Here is a 15,716-nt window from a genome sequence, read left to right on the forward strand (position 1 = left end):
GGCGGCACGATCCCTCGACGGCGGCCCGCACGGCAGTGCCGGCTAACGGAACCTTGAAGCCGTGCCGGCGTTTTCGTCTGCGGATTGCATCAGTTGTGGTGCGCCGCCGAGGGGGCCACGATGAAAGCCGAACCCGCCGCTTTGGGCGCAGGCGTTGCCGAGGCCGAGGAGTCACGTTTGGCAACGCGCGCCGACACACGCCTGATGCGCTCGCTGCTCATCGGCATCTTCCTGTTCATGAGCATCTATGCGCTCTATTTCGCGCGCGCCTTCTTCATGCCGGTCATCCTGGCCTTTCTGCTGACGCTGACACTGACGCCGATCGTGCGGCTGCTGCGCAAGCGCGGCATTCCCGAAGTGGTCTCGGCGACGCTTCTGGTGCTTGTATCCATCTTCGTCTTCGCGAGCGCCGGCTATGTGCTCAGCGGCCCCGTCATCGATCTCATCAACAACACGTCGTCCATCGGCCAGCAACTGACCGAACGGCTGGCGCAGTTGCGGCGGCCGGTCGAGAGGATCATGGAGATCGCGCACCAGATCGAAGGGCTGACCGAAACATCGCAGGAACCGGGTGTGCAGAAGGTCGCGGTGGCGCAGTCCGGCTTCCTGTCGTCGGCGGCGAGCAACATCCTGTCGGCCGGAACAAGCCTGACCATCATCTTCGTTTTGTCGCTGTTCCTGCTCGCCTCGGGCACGATGTTCTACGAGAAGATCATTCAGTCCTTCGCCAGCCTCACCGAAAAGAAGCGGGCGCTGCGCGTCGTCTACGACGTCGAGCGGGAAATCTCGCACTATCTGCTCACCGTCACAATCATCAACACCGGCCTCGGCACGGTCATCGGCCTCGGCCTGTGGGCGCTTGGCATGCCCAATCCGCTGGTCTGGGGCGCCGCGGCCGCTCTGCTCAATTTCCTGCCTTATGTCGGGGCCATGATCACGCTCGTCCTGGTCACGGTCATCGCGCTGATCAGCTTCGACACGATCGCCTACGCGTTGTTGGCGCCTGCCTTCCTGGTGTTGTGCGACATCGTCGAAGGCCAGTTCGTGACGCCGATGGTGGTCGGGCGGCGGCTCGAGATCAACGCCGTGGCGATCTTCATCGCCATCGCATTCTGGTCATGGCTGTGGGGCTTCGTCGGCGCGCTGATGGCTGTGCCGCTGCTGGTCGTCGTCAAGGTGTTCTGCGACCATTTCGAGAGCCTTAGCCATGTCGGCAATTTTCTCGCCGCCCAACATACGGCGGTCGTGGAGGAGGACGCCGACGAACAGGACGGCACGGCCGCCGCATAACAGGCGCACCGTTTGCGGCGGCGGGATCGAATGCCTATATCCGCCCGATCAGTGCCCGGTGCCCTTCCCGATGAACGACGCTCCCTTCGACCTCGACGCCTATTTCGCCCGGATCGGCCATGCCGGTTCCAGTGATGCTTCGCTCGACACGCTGAAGACGCTTCATTTCCTGCATCCGCAGGCGATCCCCTTCGAGAACATGGATCCGTTTCTGGGGCGCCCGGTCCGATTGGACGCCGCATCGCTGCAGGACAAGATGGTCCTCGACGGGCGTGGCGGCTATTGCTTCGAGCACAATCTCATTTTCATGCACGCGCTGAAGGCGCTTGGCTTCGAGGTCGGCGGCCTCGCCGCGCGTGTGCTCTGGGGTCAGAGCGAGGACGCGATCACGGCGCGTAGCCACATGCTTTTGCGCGCCGAGCTCGATGGCCGGACCTATATAGCCGATGTCGGCTTCGGCGGCCTGACGCTGACCGCCCCGCTGCTGCTCGAGCCGGGCCTCGAACAGACGACCCCGCACGAAACGTTCCGCATCGTTGAAACCGGCGATCACTTTCGCCTGCAGGCCGCCATCGGCGGCGGCTGGCGCTCGCTGTATCGCTTCGATCTGCAGCCGCACTATGAGGTCGATTATTCCGTCACCAATTATTTCCTGTCGACCAACCCGGCATCGCATTTCCTGACCTCGGTTCTGGCGGCGCGCGCCGCGCCCGACCGGCGCTACGCGCTGCGCGGCAATCGCCTGTCGATCCATCACATTGATGGCCACACCGAACAGAAGCAGATCGCCACAGCCACTGAACTCGCCGACACGCTGGAAGGCCAGCTCGGCATCACCATTCCCGACCGCACGGCCTTCGAGGCTCGGGTGCGTGAGAAGAAGATCGTGGAGACCAGTACATGACCGAACTTTCCGTCCTCGACCTGTCGCCGATCGTCGAAGGCAGCGATGCCTCGCAATCGCTCGCCAATTCGCTCGACCTCGCCCGCCACGCCGAGCGGCTCGGCTACAAGCGCTACTGGCTGGCCGAGCACCACAACATGCCAGGCATTGCCAGTGCGGCCACATCGGTTGTCATCGCCCATGTTGCCGGCGGCACCAAAACCATTCGCGTCGGCGCCGGCGGCATCATGCTGCCCAACCATGCCCCGCTGGTGATCGCCGAGCAGTTCGGCACGCTGGCGGCCTTGTTTCCAGGCCGCATCGACCTTGGCCTCGGCCGCGCTCCCGGCACCGACATGAACACGGCGCGGGCGCTACGCCGCAATCTCGAGGCCGGCGTCGACAATTTCCCGCAGGATGTCGTCGAGCTGATGGGTTATTTCCTGCCGGCCGAGGAGGGCCAGCGCCTGCGCGCCGTGCCTGGCGAAGGGCAGACGGTGCCGATCTGGATTCTCGGGTCGAGCCTCTACGGCGCGCAGCTCGCCGCCATGCTCGGCCTGCCCTATGCCTTCGCCTCGCATTTCGCCCCGGCGGAACTCGATCACGCGCTGGACATCTACCGCTCGCGCTTCCAGGCGTCCGAGCAGCTCGACAAGCCACATGTCATGCTCGGCCTCAATGTCTTTGCAGCGCCCACCGACGCCGAGGCACGTCTGCTGTTCACCTCGCTGCAGCAGGCCTTCGTCAATCTGCGCACCGGCAGGTCCGGAAGATTGCCGCCGCCGGTCGAGAGCTATGACCGGGATCTCGACCCGATGGCCAAGACCATGCTCGGCCAGGCGCTGTCCTGCGCCGTCGTCGGCTCGCCGGAAACGGTCCGCCAAGGCATCGATGCGTTCGTACGCCGCACCGGCGCCGACGAGCTGATGGTCACCGCGCAGATATTCGATCACGCCGCCCGCGTGCGTTCCTTCGAAATCCTGGCCGAGGCGCACAAATCGCTGTCGCAAGCGGCCTGACGTCTTGTACTTCGCCGGGTGCTTTTGCCGGTCACAATGCTCTGCTAAGTGCAAGGCATCCATCGGCAGCAAGTGAGCTTTCCCGTGACACATGATCTCGAAGCACGCATGCGGTTCGCCATCGATCTGGCGCGGCGCGCCGGCGAACTCGGCCTGAGGTATTTCCGCGATCTCGACAGCCTGACCATCGAGAGCAAGGGCCATCAGGACCTGGTCTCGCAAGCCGACCGCGAGGTCGAGCTGTTCATCCGCGCGGCGATCGCCGCCGACTATCCGCGGGACGGCATCGTCGGCGAGGAGCATGCCTCGGTCGCCGGCTCTACCGGCCATGTCTGGGTGATCGACCCCATCGACGGCACCGCCAATTTCGTGCGCGGCATTCCGGCTTGGTGCGTGGTGATCGCTTGCGCCCGGGATGGGGAGACGATCGTCGGCGTCATCCACGAGCCATCGACCGGCGAGACCTTCCACGGAAGGCTGGGCGGCGGCGCCTTCGTCAACGGCAGACCGATGAAGGCGAGTACGGCGACCGGCCTGGAAGAGGGCTCGGTGGGCACCGGCTTCTCAAACCGGGCCGAGGCCGAAAACATCGCCGTGCTGATCAAGAAGATCCTCGCCGAAGGCGGCGTCTTCTTCCGCAACGCGTCAGGCGCCCTGATGCTCGCCTATGTCGCCTCGGGCCGGCTGCTCGGCTATGTCGAAGAACACATGAACGCCTGGGACTGCGTGGCCGGCATGCTGTTGATCGAGGAGGCTGGCGGCACCGTTCTGAAGGCGGACCCGAAGACGGTGCTGCAGAGCGGCACGCAGGTCATCACGGGCGGCAAGGGCGTGTTTTCGAAGCTGCAGGCGCTGTGTTCCGGTGTCTTTACGCCCTGATCAGGCTCCAAATCTCGGGAAGCAGGATGGCGTCCGAAAACCGCTTCACATTTTTCGGCATCATGCTTTAGGCACTGACGCTCTGAACCGCCCCCAGCGGCCGGCATGAATTGCGGATCATCAGGCGGCCCTTGAGCACGAGCTTGCGCGGCGGCGCGTCCCGGTTGCCGGCGAGGCGGTCGAGCAGCAGATTGGCCGCTTGCTCGCCGATGGCCTGCACCGGCTGCGCCACCGTGGTCAGCTGCGGCTGGAACACGTCGGACCAAGGAAAATCGTCGAAGCAAGCGACCGAAATGTCCTCCGGACAGGACAAGCCGATGTCGCGGATCGCCTTCATGGTTCCGATCACCATCGGGTTGTTGGCCGAGAAGATCGCGCTTGGCCGGTCATGCAGCGACAGCAGCTGCATGGTTGCGTTGTAGCCGTCGATCTCGTGGAAATTGCCGGAGCGAACCAGTTCCTCGGCCACCGGCAAGCCGGCGGCCTGGAGCGCCTCGCAATATCCGGTCATGCGGTCATGCATGGGTGAAATATCCGAGGTGCCGGTGATGTAGCCGATGCGGCGGTGGCCGAGGTCGATCAGATAGCTGATGGCGTCGAACACCGCGCGCTGGTTGTCGAGAACCACGGCGTCGGTGTCGACCCCCTCGCACAGGCGATCCATCAGCACCACCGGCACGTTGGCATCGGCGACGATCCGCTCGAGGATCGCGCCGTCACCGACGCGCGCCACGATCAAGCCGTCGACCATGCGGTCGAGCAGCAGCCTGATCTGGTCGTCCTGGGTGTTCAAATCCTCGTCCGTACAGCACAGCATGACAGCATAGCCGGCGCGGTCGAAGGCCTGCTGGATGACCGAGACGACGGCGGTGAAGAACGGGTTGGTGATGTGGGGAACGGTCAAGCCGATGGTGCGCGTCGTACCCATCTTCAGGCTGCGGGCGATGGCGTTGCGCTTGTAGCCGATATCGCGGATCGCATGCTCGATGCGGGCGCTGAGCTCCGGACTCACGGTTGCGGTGCCGTTGATCAGCGCAGACACGGTGGCGACCGAGACACGCGCCGCTTCGGCCACGTGCAACATGGTGGGCGCGGTGGATTTGCGTTGTTTTTTTGGCCCTGACGCTGTCATTTTCGAAACGTTTCGTCACCCCTTGCCAGCAATACCTACGGAATCCCGTCATTTTAGGCAAGAATTGAAATGCATCAAAGTTTCGTCACCCTATATCGGCTTGACAGGATCGAAACGTTTAGATTAGCGTTCGAGAAGCTGACGAAGACGGAAGGGAGGCCGCCATTGTCATGGAACAGAGCAATTCCCTTTCCTCGGCGCGCAATGCGACATCGGATCGCTCGGACACCGTTCTGAGCGCCGAGCATATTTCGAAGAGCTTTGGCGGCATCGCCGCCCTCGTCGATGTCGGCTTCGAATTGCGGCGCGGCGAAGTGCATGCCTTGATGGGTGAGAACGGCGCCGGCAAGTCGACGCTGATGAAGATCCTCTCCGGCGTCTATACCGGCTACGAAGGCACGGTCAGCATCGACGGAAGGCCGGTCAGCTTCGCCGGCGTGCGCGACGCCGAGGACGCGGGCATCGCCATCATCCACCAGGAGCTCAACCTGGTGCCGGAGCTCAGCGTCGCCGACAACATCTTTCTCGGGCGCGAGAAGCTGATCGCCGGTCTGATCGTCCACCGCAAGGCGAGCAGCCGCGCGGCAAGCGCCCTCCTGCAGCGGCTCGGCATCGAACTCGATCCGGACGCACGCGTCGGCGCGCTGCGTGTCGGCGAACAGCAGTTGGTCGAGATCGCCAAGGCACTGTCGATGTCGGCGCGTATGCTGATCATGGACGAGCCGACCTCGGCACTGTCGCCGGCCGAATGCCAACGGCTGTTTCGCATCATCGGCCAGCTTGCCGACAGCGGTGTCGCCATCGTCTACATCTCGCACCGCATCGACGAGGTCATGCATCTGGCCGGCCGCGTCACCGTGTTCCGCGACGGGCGCCATGTGCTGACGCGGCCGATGGCCGAGCTTGACGAAAATGCCATCATTTCGGCGATGGTCGGACGGGACCTGCTCGCATCCTCCCAGGACGAGCGGGATCCCGGCGGCAGGACCGTACTTTCGGTCAGCGATCTGTCGCTGTCGAAGCCAGACCGCCGGGGCTGGCGGCAGGTGATCGGCGGCATCAGCTTCGATCTGGCCGCCGGAGAAATCCTCGGCATTGGCGGGTTGCTGGGCTCCGGCCGCACCGAGATCATGGAAGCGATCTTCGGCTCGAGCGATGGCCGTGCCGGCGGCGAGATCCGGCTCGACGGCCAGCCGGTGGATATCCGCTCACCGCGCGATGCGCGGCGGCTGGGCATCGCACTGGTCACCGAGGACCGCAAGACGCAAGGCTTGCATCTACAGGCCTCGATATCGGACAATGTGGCGCTGCCGCTGGTCGGAGCGCTGGCCCGCTTCGGCATCCGTTCGCTGGCCGGCGAACAGGGGCTGGCGCGGCAGGCTGTCAAGGCGCTCGGCATCCGCTGCCGGGATATCGACCAGCCCGCCGGCACGCTGTCGGGCGGCAACCAGCAGAAGGTCGTCATCGGCAAGTGGCTGGCGACCAGGCCGAGGGTGCTGTTGCTCGACGAGCCGACGCGCGGCATTGATGTCGGCGCCAAGCGCGAGATCTACGACCTCATCTTCCGGCTGGCGGGCGATGGCCTGGCCATCGCCGTCATCAGTTCCGAGCTGCCGGAATTGCTGCATCTTTCCGACCGCATCCTGGTGATGGCCGACGGCCGCCAGACAGGCATCCTTTCCCGCGAAGCGGCGAGCGAGGAGGCCATCATGCGCCTCGCGGCACCGCGCCGGACCCTATCGAGACCCGCCGCATGACCGCACTGAAACTCCTGTCCCGCACCAAGCTCTACTGGGGCCTGATCGCCATCTTCCTGATCGGCGTGCTGGGCTCGCCAGTGAGTTCCAAGGGCAACAACATCTTTCTGTCCTACGGCAATCTCCTCGACGTGCTGCGCCAGGTGTCGACCACCGGGCTGATCGCCACCGGCATGACGGCGGTGATCATCACCGGCGGCATCGACCTTTCCGTCGGCTCGCTGATGGCCATCTGCTCGGTGGTGTGCGCCATGCTGCTGACGGTTCCGGGCGTGACGCCGGGCGTCGTGCTGGGCGTGCCGACGGTTGCCCTGGTTGCGCTGTGTCTCGGCTTCGTGGTCACGCGCTTCATCTTCCTCAACGTGGAAAAGTCCCGCGCCGGCGTTGATGCCGTGGCCCGCGACGTGAGGCTGGACACCGTTCGCGGCCTGGTCACGCCGGCAATCGTCGGCATCGTCCTGTGTTGCCTTTCGCTCTCGTACCTGCTGCCGCAGATCGAGCCCAAATTCGGCGTTCTCGGCGTGCTTCTGGTGGCGCCTTGCGTTGGTCTGCTGTTCGGCGCCATCAACGGTTTCATCATCGTCGGCGGACGGCTGCAGCCTTTCATCGTCACGCTGGCGATGATGGTGACGGCGCTCGGAATCGCCCGGCTCACCGCCGGCCAGAACAATGCCGTGTTGCCGGTCTATACCGGTTCCAACGCCACCGCCGATTTCGAGCTGCTGCGCTCGCTGGTATTCGGCGTCATCCCGATGCCCGGCCTGTTCTTCCTCGGCGCCATCGTCATCTACGGCGCGGTGCTGCGCTTCACGCCGTTCGGCCGCTATGTCTATGCCATCGGCGGCAATGAGGAGGCGGCCAGGCTTTCCGGCATCGCCGCCGGCCGCGTCAAGATCGCCACTTATGCCATATCAGGACTGCTCGCCGGCATCGCCGCCGTGCTCTACGTGGCGCAGTACCGGCAAGGCAAGCCGGACGCCGGCGCCGGGCTGGAGCTCGACGCCATCGCCGCCGTGGTCATCGGCGGCACCAGCCTAATGGGCGGGCGCGGCAGCCTGATAGGCACCTTCTGCGGCGTGCTGATCTTCGGGCTGCTGTCCAACATATTGCAGCTCCACAACATCAATTCGAACCTTCAGCTGGTGCTGAAGGGGATGATCATCATCGGCACCGTGCTCGTGCAGGAGCGCAATGCCGGCGATCTGCTGGCCTATCTGCGCCTGCCCGGAGCGGCGCACAAGGAAACGGCCGCCGCAAAACGGCCGTCGCAAGAGACACCGTCTCTCAATCTCGGAGGAAACAAGAAATGAAACGACGTGACATGCTGAAGCTTGCCGCATTCGGCGCGGCCCTGCTGACCACCACGGCACTGCTCTCCACCGGACATGCCTTCGCCCAGGACAAGAAGTGGAAGATCGGCTTCTCGCAGGTGACCACCATCGAGCCCTGGCGCGCCCAGTTCAACAAGGACATCATTGCCGAGGCCGCCAAGCATCCCAATGTCGAGCTGATCATCACCGACGGCGAGGACAAGACCGAGAAGCAGGTCGCCGACGTCGAGAACCTGATCCGCCAGGAAGTCGACGCGCTCCTGGTGTCGCCGAAGGAATCGGCCGGCCTGACCGGCGTCGTGCAGCAGGCGATCGACGCCAAGATCCCGGTCTTCGTGCTCGACCGCAATGTCGACACCAAGGACTTCACCCAGTTCGTCGGCGGCGACAACAAGCTGATCGGCCGCGCGGCCGGCGAATATGCCGTCGAACTGCTCGGCGGCAAAGGCAAGGCGGCAGGCAATGTCGTCGAGATCTGGGGCGGCATGGGTACCCAGCCGGCGCATGACCGCCATGACGGTTTCCATGAATTCACCGACAAGGAACCGGGCATCAAATATCTGCTCGACCAGCAGTCGGGCGACTGGAAACAGGATCAGGCCTACAATTTGATGGCCAACGCGCTGAAGACCAACGAGAAGATCGATCTCGTCTACGGCCATAACGACCCGATGGCCTACGGCGCCTATCTCGCGGCCAAGGATGTTGGCCGCGAGAAGGACATCAAGTTCATCGGCATCGACGGCCTGCCCAACGAAGGCGTGCAGATGGTGAACAAGGGCGAGCTGACGGCGACCTTCACCTATGTCACCCCAGGTGCGGAAGGCCTGCGCCAGGCGATCAAGTTCCTGAACGGCGAGAAGGTCGAGAAGACCATCACCTTGCCGACGCAGAAGATCACCAAGGAAAACGCCGCCCAGGTGCTGAAAGACAACGGCCTGTGAGATAGTGGAGCTTGAGGGGCCTCGGTTGGCGCAGCCCCTCATCCGCCTGCCGGCACCTTCTCCCCGTATAGTGACGGGGAGAAGGGAGCTGTGGTGAAGCCGGCGCCCTTCTGCAACGCCGGCGACTAGCGAAGCCGTCGATGACAGCGCCTTTCTCCCCGTCCCTATACGGGGAGAAATGTCCGGCAGGACAATGAGGGGCAGCGCAGACCAACCAATTCTACTCAACTCAATCGTTTCGGTGACCAGCTTCTGCAGGCTGGTAAGATCCGCATCTACGCCAGCTTGGCTAGCAGCTTCATGAAGGTGACGATCTCCTTGGCCGAGAGCGGCGCCAGCGTTTCCCTTGTGATCTCGCGGGCCAGCGGGATCAGGCGCTCGATCGCGTGCCTGCCCTCCGGCGTCAGGTTTACCAGCAGCCGCCTTTTGTCGACCTCATGCCTGGAAAGCTCGACCAGGCCACGCGCCTTCAGCCGGTCGATGACGCCTTTCACCGTTGCCGCGTCCATCGCGATCAATGTGCCGAGCTGGTTCTGCGAAGTTTCGCCAACGTCGCGCAACTTGGCGAGTGCGGCGAATTGCGGAGGCGTCAGATCGGCGATACGGGAGGCGAAGATCGAAACATGGCGCTGGTGCGCCTTGCGCAGGATGAAGCCGACCTGCTCCTGCAGGAGGTAGTCGTGATCATCGGCCTCTTCGACCTCGACCAGCTTGAGCAGGTTGTCCTCGCCGCTCACCGCAGCCCGTCCCAGGCTTTTATGTCATCCGCCGCGAGGCCACCCATCCGATTATGGACGCGCGGGCCGCAGGTCATGGCGAGGCAGAACAGGATCTCGTCAGGACGCGGGCCGTCACTGATGCCGACTTCCATGGCGTCGAAATGGCTGCGCACATAGGCGGCGTTGATATGGCCGAGCGGCACGTCGAGCTTTGAGCCGAAGGCGCCGACCTTCTTGGCCGACGGCACGATCGCCTTGGCATCGCCCAGCCGCTCGCGCATCGCATAGCCGCCCGGCACATGCCACAGCGCGCCATGTTCCAGCTCGCCCGCGCTGCCGACGATGGCGCCCTTGCCGTAGCCGTCGATCTGTTTGACGTCGCCGCCGAGGGCGGCGATCAGCCGGTCGGCGAGCAGCAGGCCGAGCGGCTTCAGATCATCCATGGCGCTCTGCAGATCCTCGACATAGCGCCCGGCGAACGGGTTCCTGACCACGGCCATGGCAGCGGCACGCCGGCGCGGCACCGCGGCGGCCGGTCCGCCATCGTGGAAGATTTCTTCGCTCAGCACCGCGATCTTGCGGATCGGAAATTCAGGCATGGGCAACTTCCTCCGGTTCATGCTTGTTGGGCGCGACGAGTGCAACGGAGCCGCTGATGCGGGCTTCCCCGCCAAGAAACAGCGCCGATGCGGCGATCAGGCCGCGCCGGCGAAAATCTTCGGCGACGGCAAGGCCATTGTCCAGGGCGCGTGCCACCTCATCAGGTGCAAGCGTGCCGACGGCTTGCGTCACCAGCCGCGCGCCAAGATCGCTGTCGGGCGACAGGTCGCGTGCGGGAACGCGCCTGATGGCGGGATTGCCGGGCAGGTCCACCGCGTTGGCGATGAGCGTTGCCGCCGCATCGGCCTCCGCGCCGGTCCGCGCCAGCACGGTGACGGCGTCGGCAATGCCAAGCGAGAAGGAGCGGCCACGCCAGCCGCTGGTTGCAACGCCACCCACGCCATCCTGCGCACGGATCGTGATCCGGTCGGCCATGCCGTTACCGGTGCCGGCGACCGCCAATCCCATCGAGCGGCCTCTGCCGATGTGGAGGGCGCTGTCGCCGCCATTGTTGACATAGGCACGATCGAGCTTGCGTCCGGCTAGCAGCGCGGCAAGCATTTCGTCGGCTACCGATCCGGCAACGGCGGCCATCGGTGTGATGAAGCATTCCGCCAGGGGCATGACGGCTGCTTCCATGCGGCGCGCCGTCGGGCCGGTGAAGGTTCGCGGCGCCAAGAAAAATGCCGGGAGCCGCAATTCGGGAAGCTCCTCGACCAGCTCGATCAGGATCGTCTGGAAGCGCGCGACGGCCTGGACGTAGGCGGCGCGACACTCATCAGCCTCGCCAAAGGCCTCGACGATCAGGTCGATCGGCCCATGGTTGAGATGCAGCCGCTTGCCGTCCTGCAGCCAGTGCGCTTGCGGATCTTCCATCACCCCGCCCCGTTCGAACCCGCGCGGCGCAATTGCGCCAGCGGCGGCCATGGGTTTTGGGTTGCGGCGCCTGTGCCGTGTCGGGGATTGAGATACTCGCCACCTTTGGCGACGATGTCCGCAACGCTGCGGATCTCCGCCTCGTAGCCGCCGAGCCTGACATAGTCGTCGCGACGCAGCGTGAACTCGATCGGCGCCACCAGCGCCGGCGTCGGCACATAGCCGAAGGCGCCTTCCGGAACCCTGGTGACATCGACCATCAGCGTGATGCCCCCGCCCGGCCAGACATAGACCGGGGCGCCGCCAACGGTGACATAGGTAGTCAGGCCTTGCACCGAACGGGTGAGATTGACCGGGTTTTCGGTGACGCCGGCGCGCAGCGACCCGCCGGCGCCGCCGATGAACAGCACGGTGCACAAGGCCGGCTCGCAATTGTCCTCGATCAGGTTGACCGATTTCCGCAGCCGTTCCGGAAACGGTTTTTCGACCGGCTTCAGGTCGTCATCGAGCTCGTAATAGGCGAACTGCTCGCCGGTGGTCGAAACCATCAGCAGCGACAGGCCCGGGCGCGCGCCCTTCTTGGCGTTCCATTCGCCGAGTATCGACAGCGGATCTGAAATGCTGGTGCCGCCCCAGCCGAGGCCTGGCTCGGACACTTTGAAATAGCGGCCCGGTGTCGAGCGGCGGCCAACGATCTTGATGCCCGTATCCTGCCAGCCCAGCACCTTGCCGGCCTGGTGTTCGGAGACGACACCGGTGATGTGATCGTCGACCACCACGACCTCGTCGACCAGCCCGCGCCATTGCGTGGCAAACATGCCGATCGTGGCCGAGCCGCAGCCGACCCGCATGCGGTGTTCCTGCTTGCCGTCGATGACGGGGGGTTTGCCGGCTTCGACGATGACCGTGGCGCCGCCGTCTATGCTGAGTTCCACCGGTTTGCGGTTGCACAAATTGAGCAGGGCGTCACAGGTGGCGCGGCCTTCCGCCTTGGAACCGCCGGTCAGATGATGCACGCCGCCCAGCGACAGCATCTGCGAACCGTACTCGCCCGTCGTGACATGGCCGATGGCCTCGCCCTCGGCCCGCACGACAGCCGTTTCGGGTCCGATATGACGGTCGGTGTCGATCTTCACCTTGACGCCGCAGTAGGAGAAGATGCCTTCCGTCACCACCGTGACGAGATCGACGCCCTCGACCTCCTGGCTGACGATGAAGGGAGCAGGCTTGTAGTCGGGATAGGTGGTGCCGGCGCCGATTGCCGTGACGAAGCGGCGGCCGGTGTTGATGAGTTCGCCGTCCCACTGCTCGCCCTCGGCGACAAAGGGCACCATGGCAGCGCCGGTCTCGGCCGCATGGTCGAGGATGGTCAGCGGGTCCATGCGCACGATCCGGCCCGCGACATTGCCATAGCGGTCGCAAGCGCCGGTGCGGCCGTCGGCGATGTAGCACATGACGGGACAGGCATCGCAGCGGATCTTCTGCGCCACCAGCTTCTCGCCGGGATCATGGGTTTCGAAGCGTTCGGCAAGCTCGCTCATGCGCGTGCCTCCTTCTCGCGGATGGCCGCCAGGATGCGGCTTGGCGTTGCCGGCACCTTGGTGACCAGCACGCCGGTGGCGTGGCGGATGGCGTTGAGGATCGCCGGCGCCGTCGGGATCAGCACGTGCTCGCCCAGGCCCTTGGCGCCGAACGGCCCTTCGGGATCGGGCACCTCGATAAGGATGGTCTCGATCGGCGGCACGTCGCCAATGGTCGGGATGAGATAGTCGTGCAGGTTCTCGGTGCGCCCGGGAACATATTCTTCCATCAACGCCATGCCGATGCCTTGCGCGATGCCGCCTTCGATCTGGCCCTCGACCAGCAACGGATTGATCGCCTTGCCGACGTCATGCGCCGCCGTGATCTTGATCAGCCTGACAGTGCCGAGTTTGAGGTCGACCTCAAGTTCGGCAATCTGCGCGCCATAGCCATAGACCGCATAGGGTTTGCCCTGGCCCTTGGCATCGAGGGGCAGCGTCGGCGGATCGTATGTCTCTTCGGCGCGGAAGACGAAGCCGTCGGCATTCGCATCGAGCGCGGCAAGGTCGATGCGGCGTGTCGCCTCGCCTTCGCGGATGACGATCACCGCGCCATCCAATTTAAGGGAAGCCCTATCCGAGACATTGGCAAAGCGCAGGATTTTTTCGCGAAGGGCCCGCCCAGCCTTTTCAGCCGCCTTGCCGGTCACGAAAGTCTGTCGCGAGGCCGAAGTCTTGCCGGCGTCTGGGCTGATTGCCGTATCGGCGCTCTTCAGCTGGAATTTCTCCAGCGGCAGGCCGAGCGCGTCGGCGCAGATCTGCGTAATGACGGTGTTGGACCCCTGGCCGATATCGACGGCGCCCTGGTGCAGGATGACGTCGCCCGATGGCGCGATGCCTACCCTGATGGTCGACGGATTGGGAAGCGAGGTGTTGCCGCAACCATACCAGCAGCACGCGACGCCGACACCGCGCTTTCTATCTATGCTGGTGCTGTTGAACGTATCCGCGTCGGCCGTCGCCCGCGCCCAGTGCAGCCGCAGCGCTTCGAGGCATTCGGCGATGCCGACGCCAGACACCAGAAGCTGCCCGGTAACCGTTTCGGAGCCGTTCCGAAGGCAGTTCTTCAGGCGAAAGTCTAGCCGATCCATGCCGAGCTTGCCCGCAAGCTCGTCATAGAGCGTCTCCTGCATGATCGTCGCCTGCGGCACGCCGAAGCCACGGAAGGCGCCGGCAATCGGACCATGGGTGTGGATGGCGCGGCCCTCGGCACGATAGTTGGGCGTGAGATAAGGGCCGGAGGCATGCACCGGCACGCGGTTGGCGACCGTCGGACCCCAGCTGGCATAGGCGCCGGTGTTGAAATCGCCGGTAAAGACCATGCCGGTGACGTAGCCGTCGGAGGCGGCACCGATGGTGGCCTTCATCTGCGCCGGATGGCGCTTGGTGGTCGACATCATCGATTCGTTGCGGGTGTAGGCAAGGGCCGCGGGCCGTCCCGTCTTGATGGCGACGAGGCCGATCAGAGGCTGCAAGGAAACGTCGAGCTTGGAGCCAAAGCCGCCACCGGTCGCGGTCGGCACGATGCGCACCTTGTTGACGGCAAGGCCGAGCACTTTCGCGGTGTCGTCACGGTCCATGTAAGGCGCCTGGGTGCAGGCGACGACGACAAGCGTGTCGCCGTCGACATATGCATAGCCGGCTTCCGGTTCGATATAGGCGTGCTCGACATAGGAGGTGTCGATCGCGCCGCTCGCGGTGACGGCCGCATTGGCAAGTGCCGCCTCGGGATCGCCGCGTTCGACAAAGCCCTTGGTCAGCAGGTTGTCCGGCCGGTTGCCGTGGATCAGCGCAGCACCCTCGGCCTGCGCGTCACGAGGCTGGAGAACATGCGGCAGTTCGGTCCAGCGGATAGGGAGATCCGACAGATCGAGATCGAGGATCGCCTCTCGCTCGCCGGCGACCAGGGCGACCGCCTCGCCGCGAAGCCGGGCAAAGCCTTCGGCCAGCGCCGGCTGGTCGGCGAATGGGCCGATAACGCCGAAACAGTTTTTTCCCGGGATGTCGGCGGCCGTGAAAACGCCCGCGATGCCTGGATGCGCCTTGGCCCAGCCGTCGAGGTCGCCGAAATCGAACTTTGCATGATAGTGCGGCGAGCGGACCACCAGCACCGCAAGCGCATCGGCCGGGAAGGAATCGCCGCCGAATTTCTCGGCCCCGGTCACCTTTGGCACGCCGTCGAGCCTGATCGGCGACGCGCCAATGGCGTGGCCGGACCGAGGCAGACGGAAATCCAGGCTCGCGGTCTGGAGGGAAGCCTCCATCACCGCCGCGATGATCTTCCGGTAGCCGGTGCAGCGGCAGAGGATGCCGCCCAGCGCATCCTGCACCTCGGTCTCGGTCGGCCTGGGTTTCGTGTCCAGCAGCGCGGTTGCCGCGACCAGCAGCGCCGGCGTGCAGATGCCGCATTGCGCGGCGCCATGCGCCAGGAACGAGGCTTGCAACGCCGACAGCCGGCCATTGGCCAGTCCTTCGACCGTCGTCACCGCGGTGCCAGCGGCCGAGGCCGCCGGCATCAGGCAGGCGCAGACGGGATCGCCGTCGACCAGCACCGTGCAGGCGCCGCAGTCGCCGGCATCGCAGCCGACCTTGGTGCCGGTCAGCCGCAATTCATCGCGCAATACCGAAGACAGCCTGCGCAGCGGCGGCACGTTGACCGAGACAGCGGCGCCATTGACCGCGAAGGCGATATCGGCGCGATCCATG

13 protein-coding genes are annotated in these 15,716 nt (G+C 64.8%); 7 read left to right on the forward strand and 6 right to left on the reverse strand.

The window, feature by feature from the left end; all coding sequences use genetic code 11:
* Positions 1 to 120: 120 nt before the first annotated feature.
* The 4 genes from EN851_RS24595 to EN851_RS24610 all read left to right on the forward strand — a co-directional run bounded on the left by EN851_RS24595 (position 121) and on the right by EN851_RS24610 (position 4,071).
* Positions 121 to 1,290 (forward strand): AI-2E family transporter, encoded by a 1,170-nt coding sequence (locus EN851_RS24595; protein ID WP_127278269.1) that lies wholly within the window; start codon positions 121 to 123, stop codon positions 1,288 to 1,290.
* A gap of 70 nt (positions 1,291 to 1,360) precedes the next feature.
* A complete protein-coding gene (locus EN851_RS24600; RefSeq protein WP_127278268.1) occupies positions 1,361 to 2,194 on the forward strand; it encodes an arylamine N-acetyltransferase in 834 nt (277 codons plus the stop codon).
* Positions 2,191 to 3,192 carry an LLM class flavin-dependent oxidoreductase gene (locus EN851_RS24605; protein WP_135930156.1) on the forward strand — a complete coding sequence of 334 codons (1,002 nt, stop codon included), beginning with the start codon at positions 2,191 to 2,193 and terminating at the stop codon, positions 3,190 to 3,192. The genes EN851_RS24600 and EN851_RS24605 overlap by 4 nt, the downstream gene beginning before the upstream one ends.
* A gap of 84 nt (positions 3,193 to 3,276) precedes the next feature.
* Positions 3,277 to 4,071, forward strand: a complete 795-nt coding sequence (locus EN851_RS24610; protein ID WP_135930157.1) for an inositol monophosphatase family protein — start codon at positions 3,277 to 3,279, stop codon at positions 4,069 to 4,071.
* A 67-nt stretch (positions 4,072 to 4,138) separates the two neighbouring features.
* Here the strand turns inward: EN851_RS24610 and EN851_RS24615 are convergent, their stop codons facing one another.
* Positions 4,139 to 5,155 carry a LacI family DNA-binding transcriptional regulator gene (locus tag EN851_RS24615; protein ID WP_135930158.1) on the reverse strand — a complete coding sequence of 339 codons (1,017 nt, stop codon included), beginning with the start codon at positions 5,153 to 5,155 and terminating at the stop codon, positions 4,139 to 4,141.
* Positions 5,156 to 5,373: 218 nt separating this feature from the next.
* On the opposite strand from EN851_RS24615, the gene EN851_RS24620 reads away from it, so the two are divergent.
* From EN851_RS24620 to EN851_RS24630, 3 genes are read left to right on the forward strand one after another with little or no spacing between them, the layout of a single operon-like run.
* Positions 5,374 to 6,960, forward strand: a complete 1,587-nt coding sequence (locus EN851_RS24620; RefSeq protein WP_135930159.1) for a sugar ABC transporter ATP-binding protein — start codon at positions 5,374 to 5,376, stop codon at positions 6,958 to 6,960.
* Positions 6,957 to 8,270 (forward strand): ABC transporter permease, encoded by a 1,314-nt coding sequence (locus tag EN851_RS24625; protein WP_135930160.1) that lies wholly within the window; start codon positions 6,957 to 6,959, stop codon positions 8,268 to 8,270. Before EN851_RS24620 ends, EN851_RS24625 begins: the two co-directional genes overlap by 4 nt.
* Positions 8,267 to 9,235 carry a substrate-binding domain-containing protein gene (locus EN851_RS24630; RefSeq protein ID WP_135930161.1) on the forward strand — a complete coding sequence of 323 codons (969 nt, stop codon included), beginning with the start codon at positions 8,267 to 8,269 and terminating at the stop codon, positions 9,233 to 9,235. Before EN851_RS24625 ends, EN851_RS24630 begins: the two co-directional genes overlap by 4 nt.
* 275 nt (positions 9,236 to 9,510) lie before the next feature.
* On the opposite strand, the gene EN851_RS24640 is transcribed toward EN851_RS24630, so the two are convergent.
* From EN851_RS24640 to EN851_RS24660, 5 genes are read right to left on the reverse strand one after another with little or no spacing between them, the layout of a single operon-like run.
* Positions 9,511 to 9,972 (reverse strand): MarR family transcriptional regulator, encoded by a 462-nt coding sequence (locus EN851_RS24640; protein ID WP_135930162.1) that lies wholly within the window; start codon positions 9,970 to 9,972, stop codon positions 9,511 to 9,513.
* On the reverse strand, positions 9,969 to 10,553 hold the full coding sequence (locus tag EN851_RS24645; RefSeq protein WP_135917072.1) for an amino acid synthesis family protein: 585 nt from the start codon (positions 10,551 to 10,553) through the stop codon (positions 9,969 to 9,971). Before EN851_RS24645 ends, EN851_RS24640 begins: the two co-directional genes overlap by 4 nt.
* On the reverse strand, positions 10,546 to 11,430 hold the full coding sequence (locus tag EN851_RS24650; protein WP_135917073.1) for a UPF0280 family protein: 885 nt from the start codon (positions 11,428 to 11,430) through the stop codon (positions 10,546 to 10,548). Before EN851_RS24650 ends, EN851_RS24645 begins: the two co-directional genes overlap by 8 nt.
* Complete coding sequence (locus EN851_RS24655) at positions 11,430 to 12,971, reverse strand: 6-hydroxynicotinate reductase (RefSeq protein WP_135930163.1); 1,542 nt, start codon at positions 12,969 to 12,971, stop codon at positions 11,430 to 11,432. Before EN851_RS24655 ends, EN851_RS24650 begins: the two co-directional genes overlap by 1 nt.
* Entirely contained in the window at positions 12,968 to 15,715 is a 2,748-nt protein-coding gene (locus EN851_RS24660; protein WP_189521936.1) for a molybdopterin-dependent oxidoreductase, read from the reverse strand. Before EN851_RS24660 ends, EN851_RS24655 begins: the two co-directional genes overlap by 4 nt.
* Between the last annotated feature and the right edge of the window lies 1 nt (position 15,716).

This window comes from Mesorhizobium sp. M8A.F.Ca.ET.208.01.1.1 (assembly GCF_004791315.1).
GTDB lineage: Bacteria > Pseudomonadota > Alphaproteobacteria > Rhizobiales > Rhizobiaceae > Mesorhizobium.

What these genes read in the sequence shown, in the direction of transcription:
- EN851_RS24595 (WP_127278269.1), top strand. Translation starts at nt 121, where the DNA reads ATGAAAGCCGAACCCGCCGCTTTGGGCGCAGGCGTTGCCGAGGCCGAG.
- EN851_RS24600 (WP_127278268.1), top strand. Translation starts at nt 1,361, where the DNA reads ATGAACGACGCTCCCTTCGACCTCGACGCCTATTTCGCCCGGATCGGC.
- EN851_RS24605 (WP_135930156.1), top strand. Translation starts at nt 2,191, where the DNA reads ATGACCGAACTTTCCGTCCTCGACCTGTCGCCGATCGTCGAAGGCAGC.
- EN851_RS24615 (WP_135930158.1), bottom strand. Translation starts at nt 5,155, where the DNA reads ATGTTGCACGTGGCCGAAGCGGCGCGTGTCTCGGTCGCCACCGTGTCT.
- EN851_RS24620 (WP_135930159.1), top strand. Translation starts at nt 5,374, where the DNA reads ATGGAACAGAGCAATTCCCTTTCCTCGGCGCGCAATGCGACATCGGAT.
- EN851_RS24625 (WP_135930160.1), top strand. Translation starts at nt 6,957, where the DNA reads ATGACCGCACTGAAACTCCTGTCCCGCACCAAGCTCTACTGGGGCCTG.
- EN851_RS24630 (WP_135930161.1), top strand. Translation starts at nt 8,267, where the DNA reads ATGAAACGACGTGACATGCTGAAGCTTGCCGCATTCGGCGCGGCCCTG.
- EN851_RS24645 (WP_135917072.1), bottom strand. Translation starts at nt 10,553, where the DNA reads ATGCCTGAATTTCCGATCCGCAAGATCGCGGTGCTGAGCGAAGAAATC.
- EN851_RS24650 (WP_135917073.1), bottom strand. Translation starts at nt 11,430, where the DNA reads ATGGAAGATCCGCAAGCGCACTGGCTGCAGGACGGCAAGCGGCTGCAT.
- EN851_RS24655 (WP_135930163.1), bottom strand. Translation starts at nt 12,971, where the DNA reads ATGAGCGAGCTTGCCGAACGCTTCGAAACCCATGATCCCGGCGAGAAG.
- EN851_RS24660 (WP_189521936.1), bottom strand. Translation starts at nt 15,715, where the DNA reads ATGGATCGCGCCGATATCGCCTTCGCGGTCAATGGCGCCGCTGTCTCG.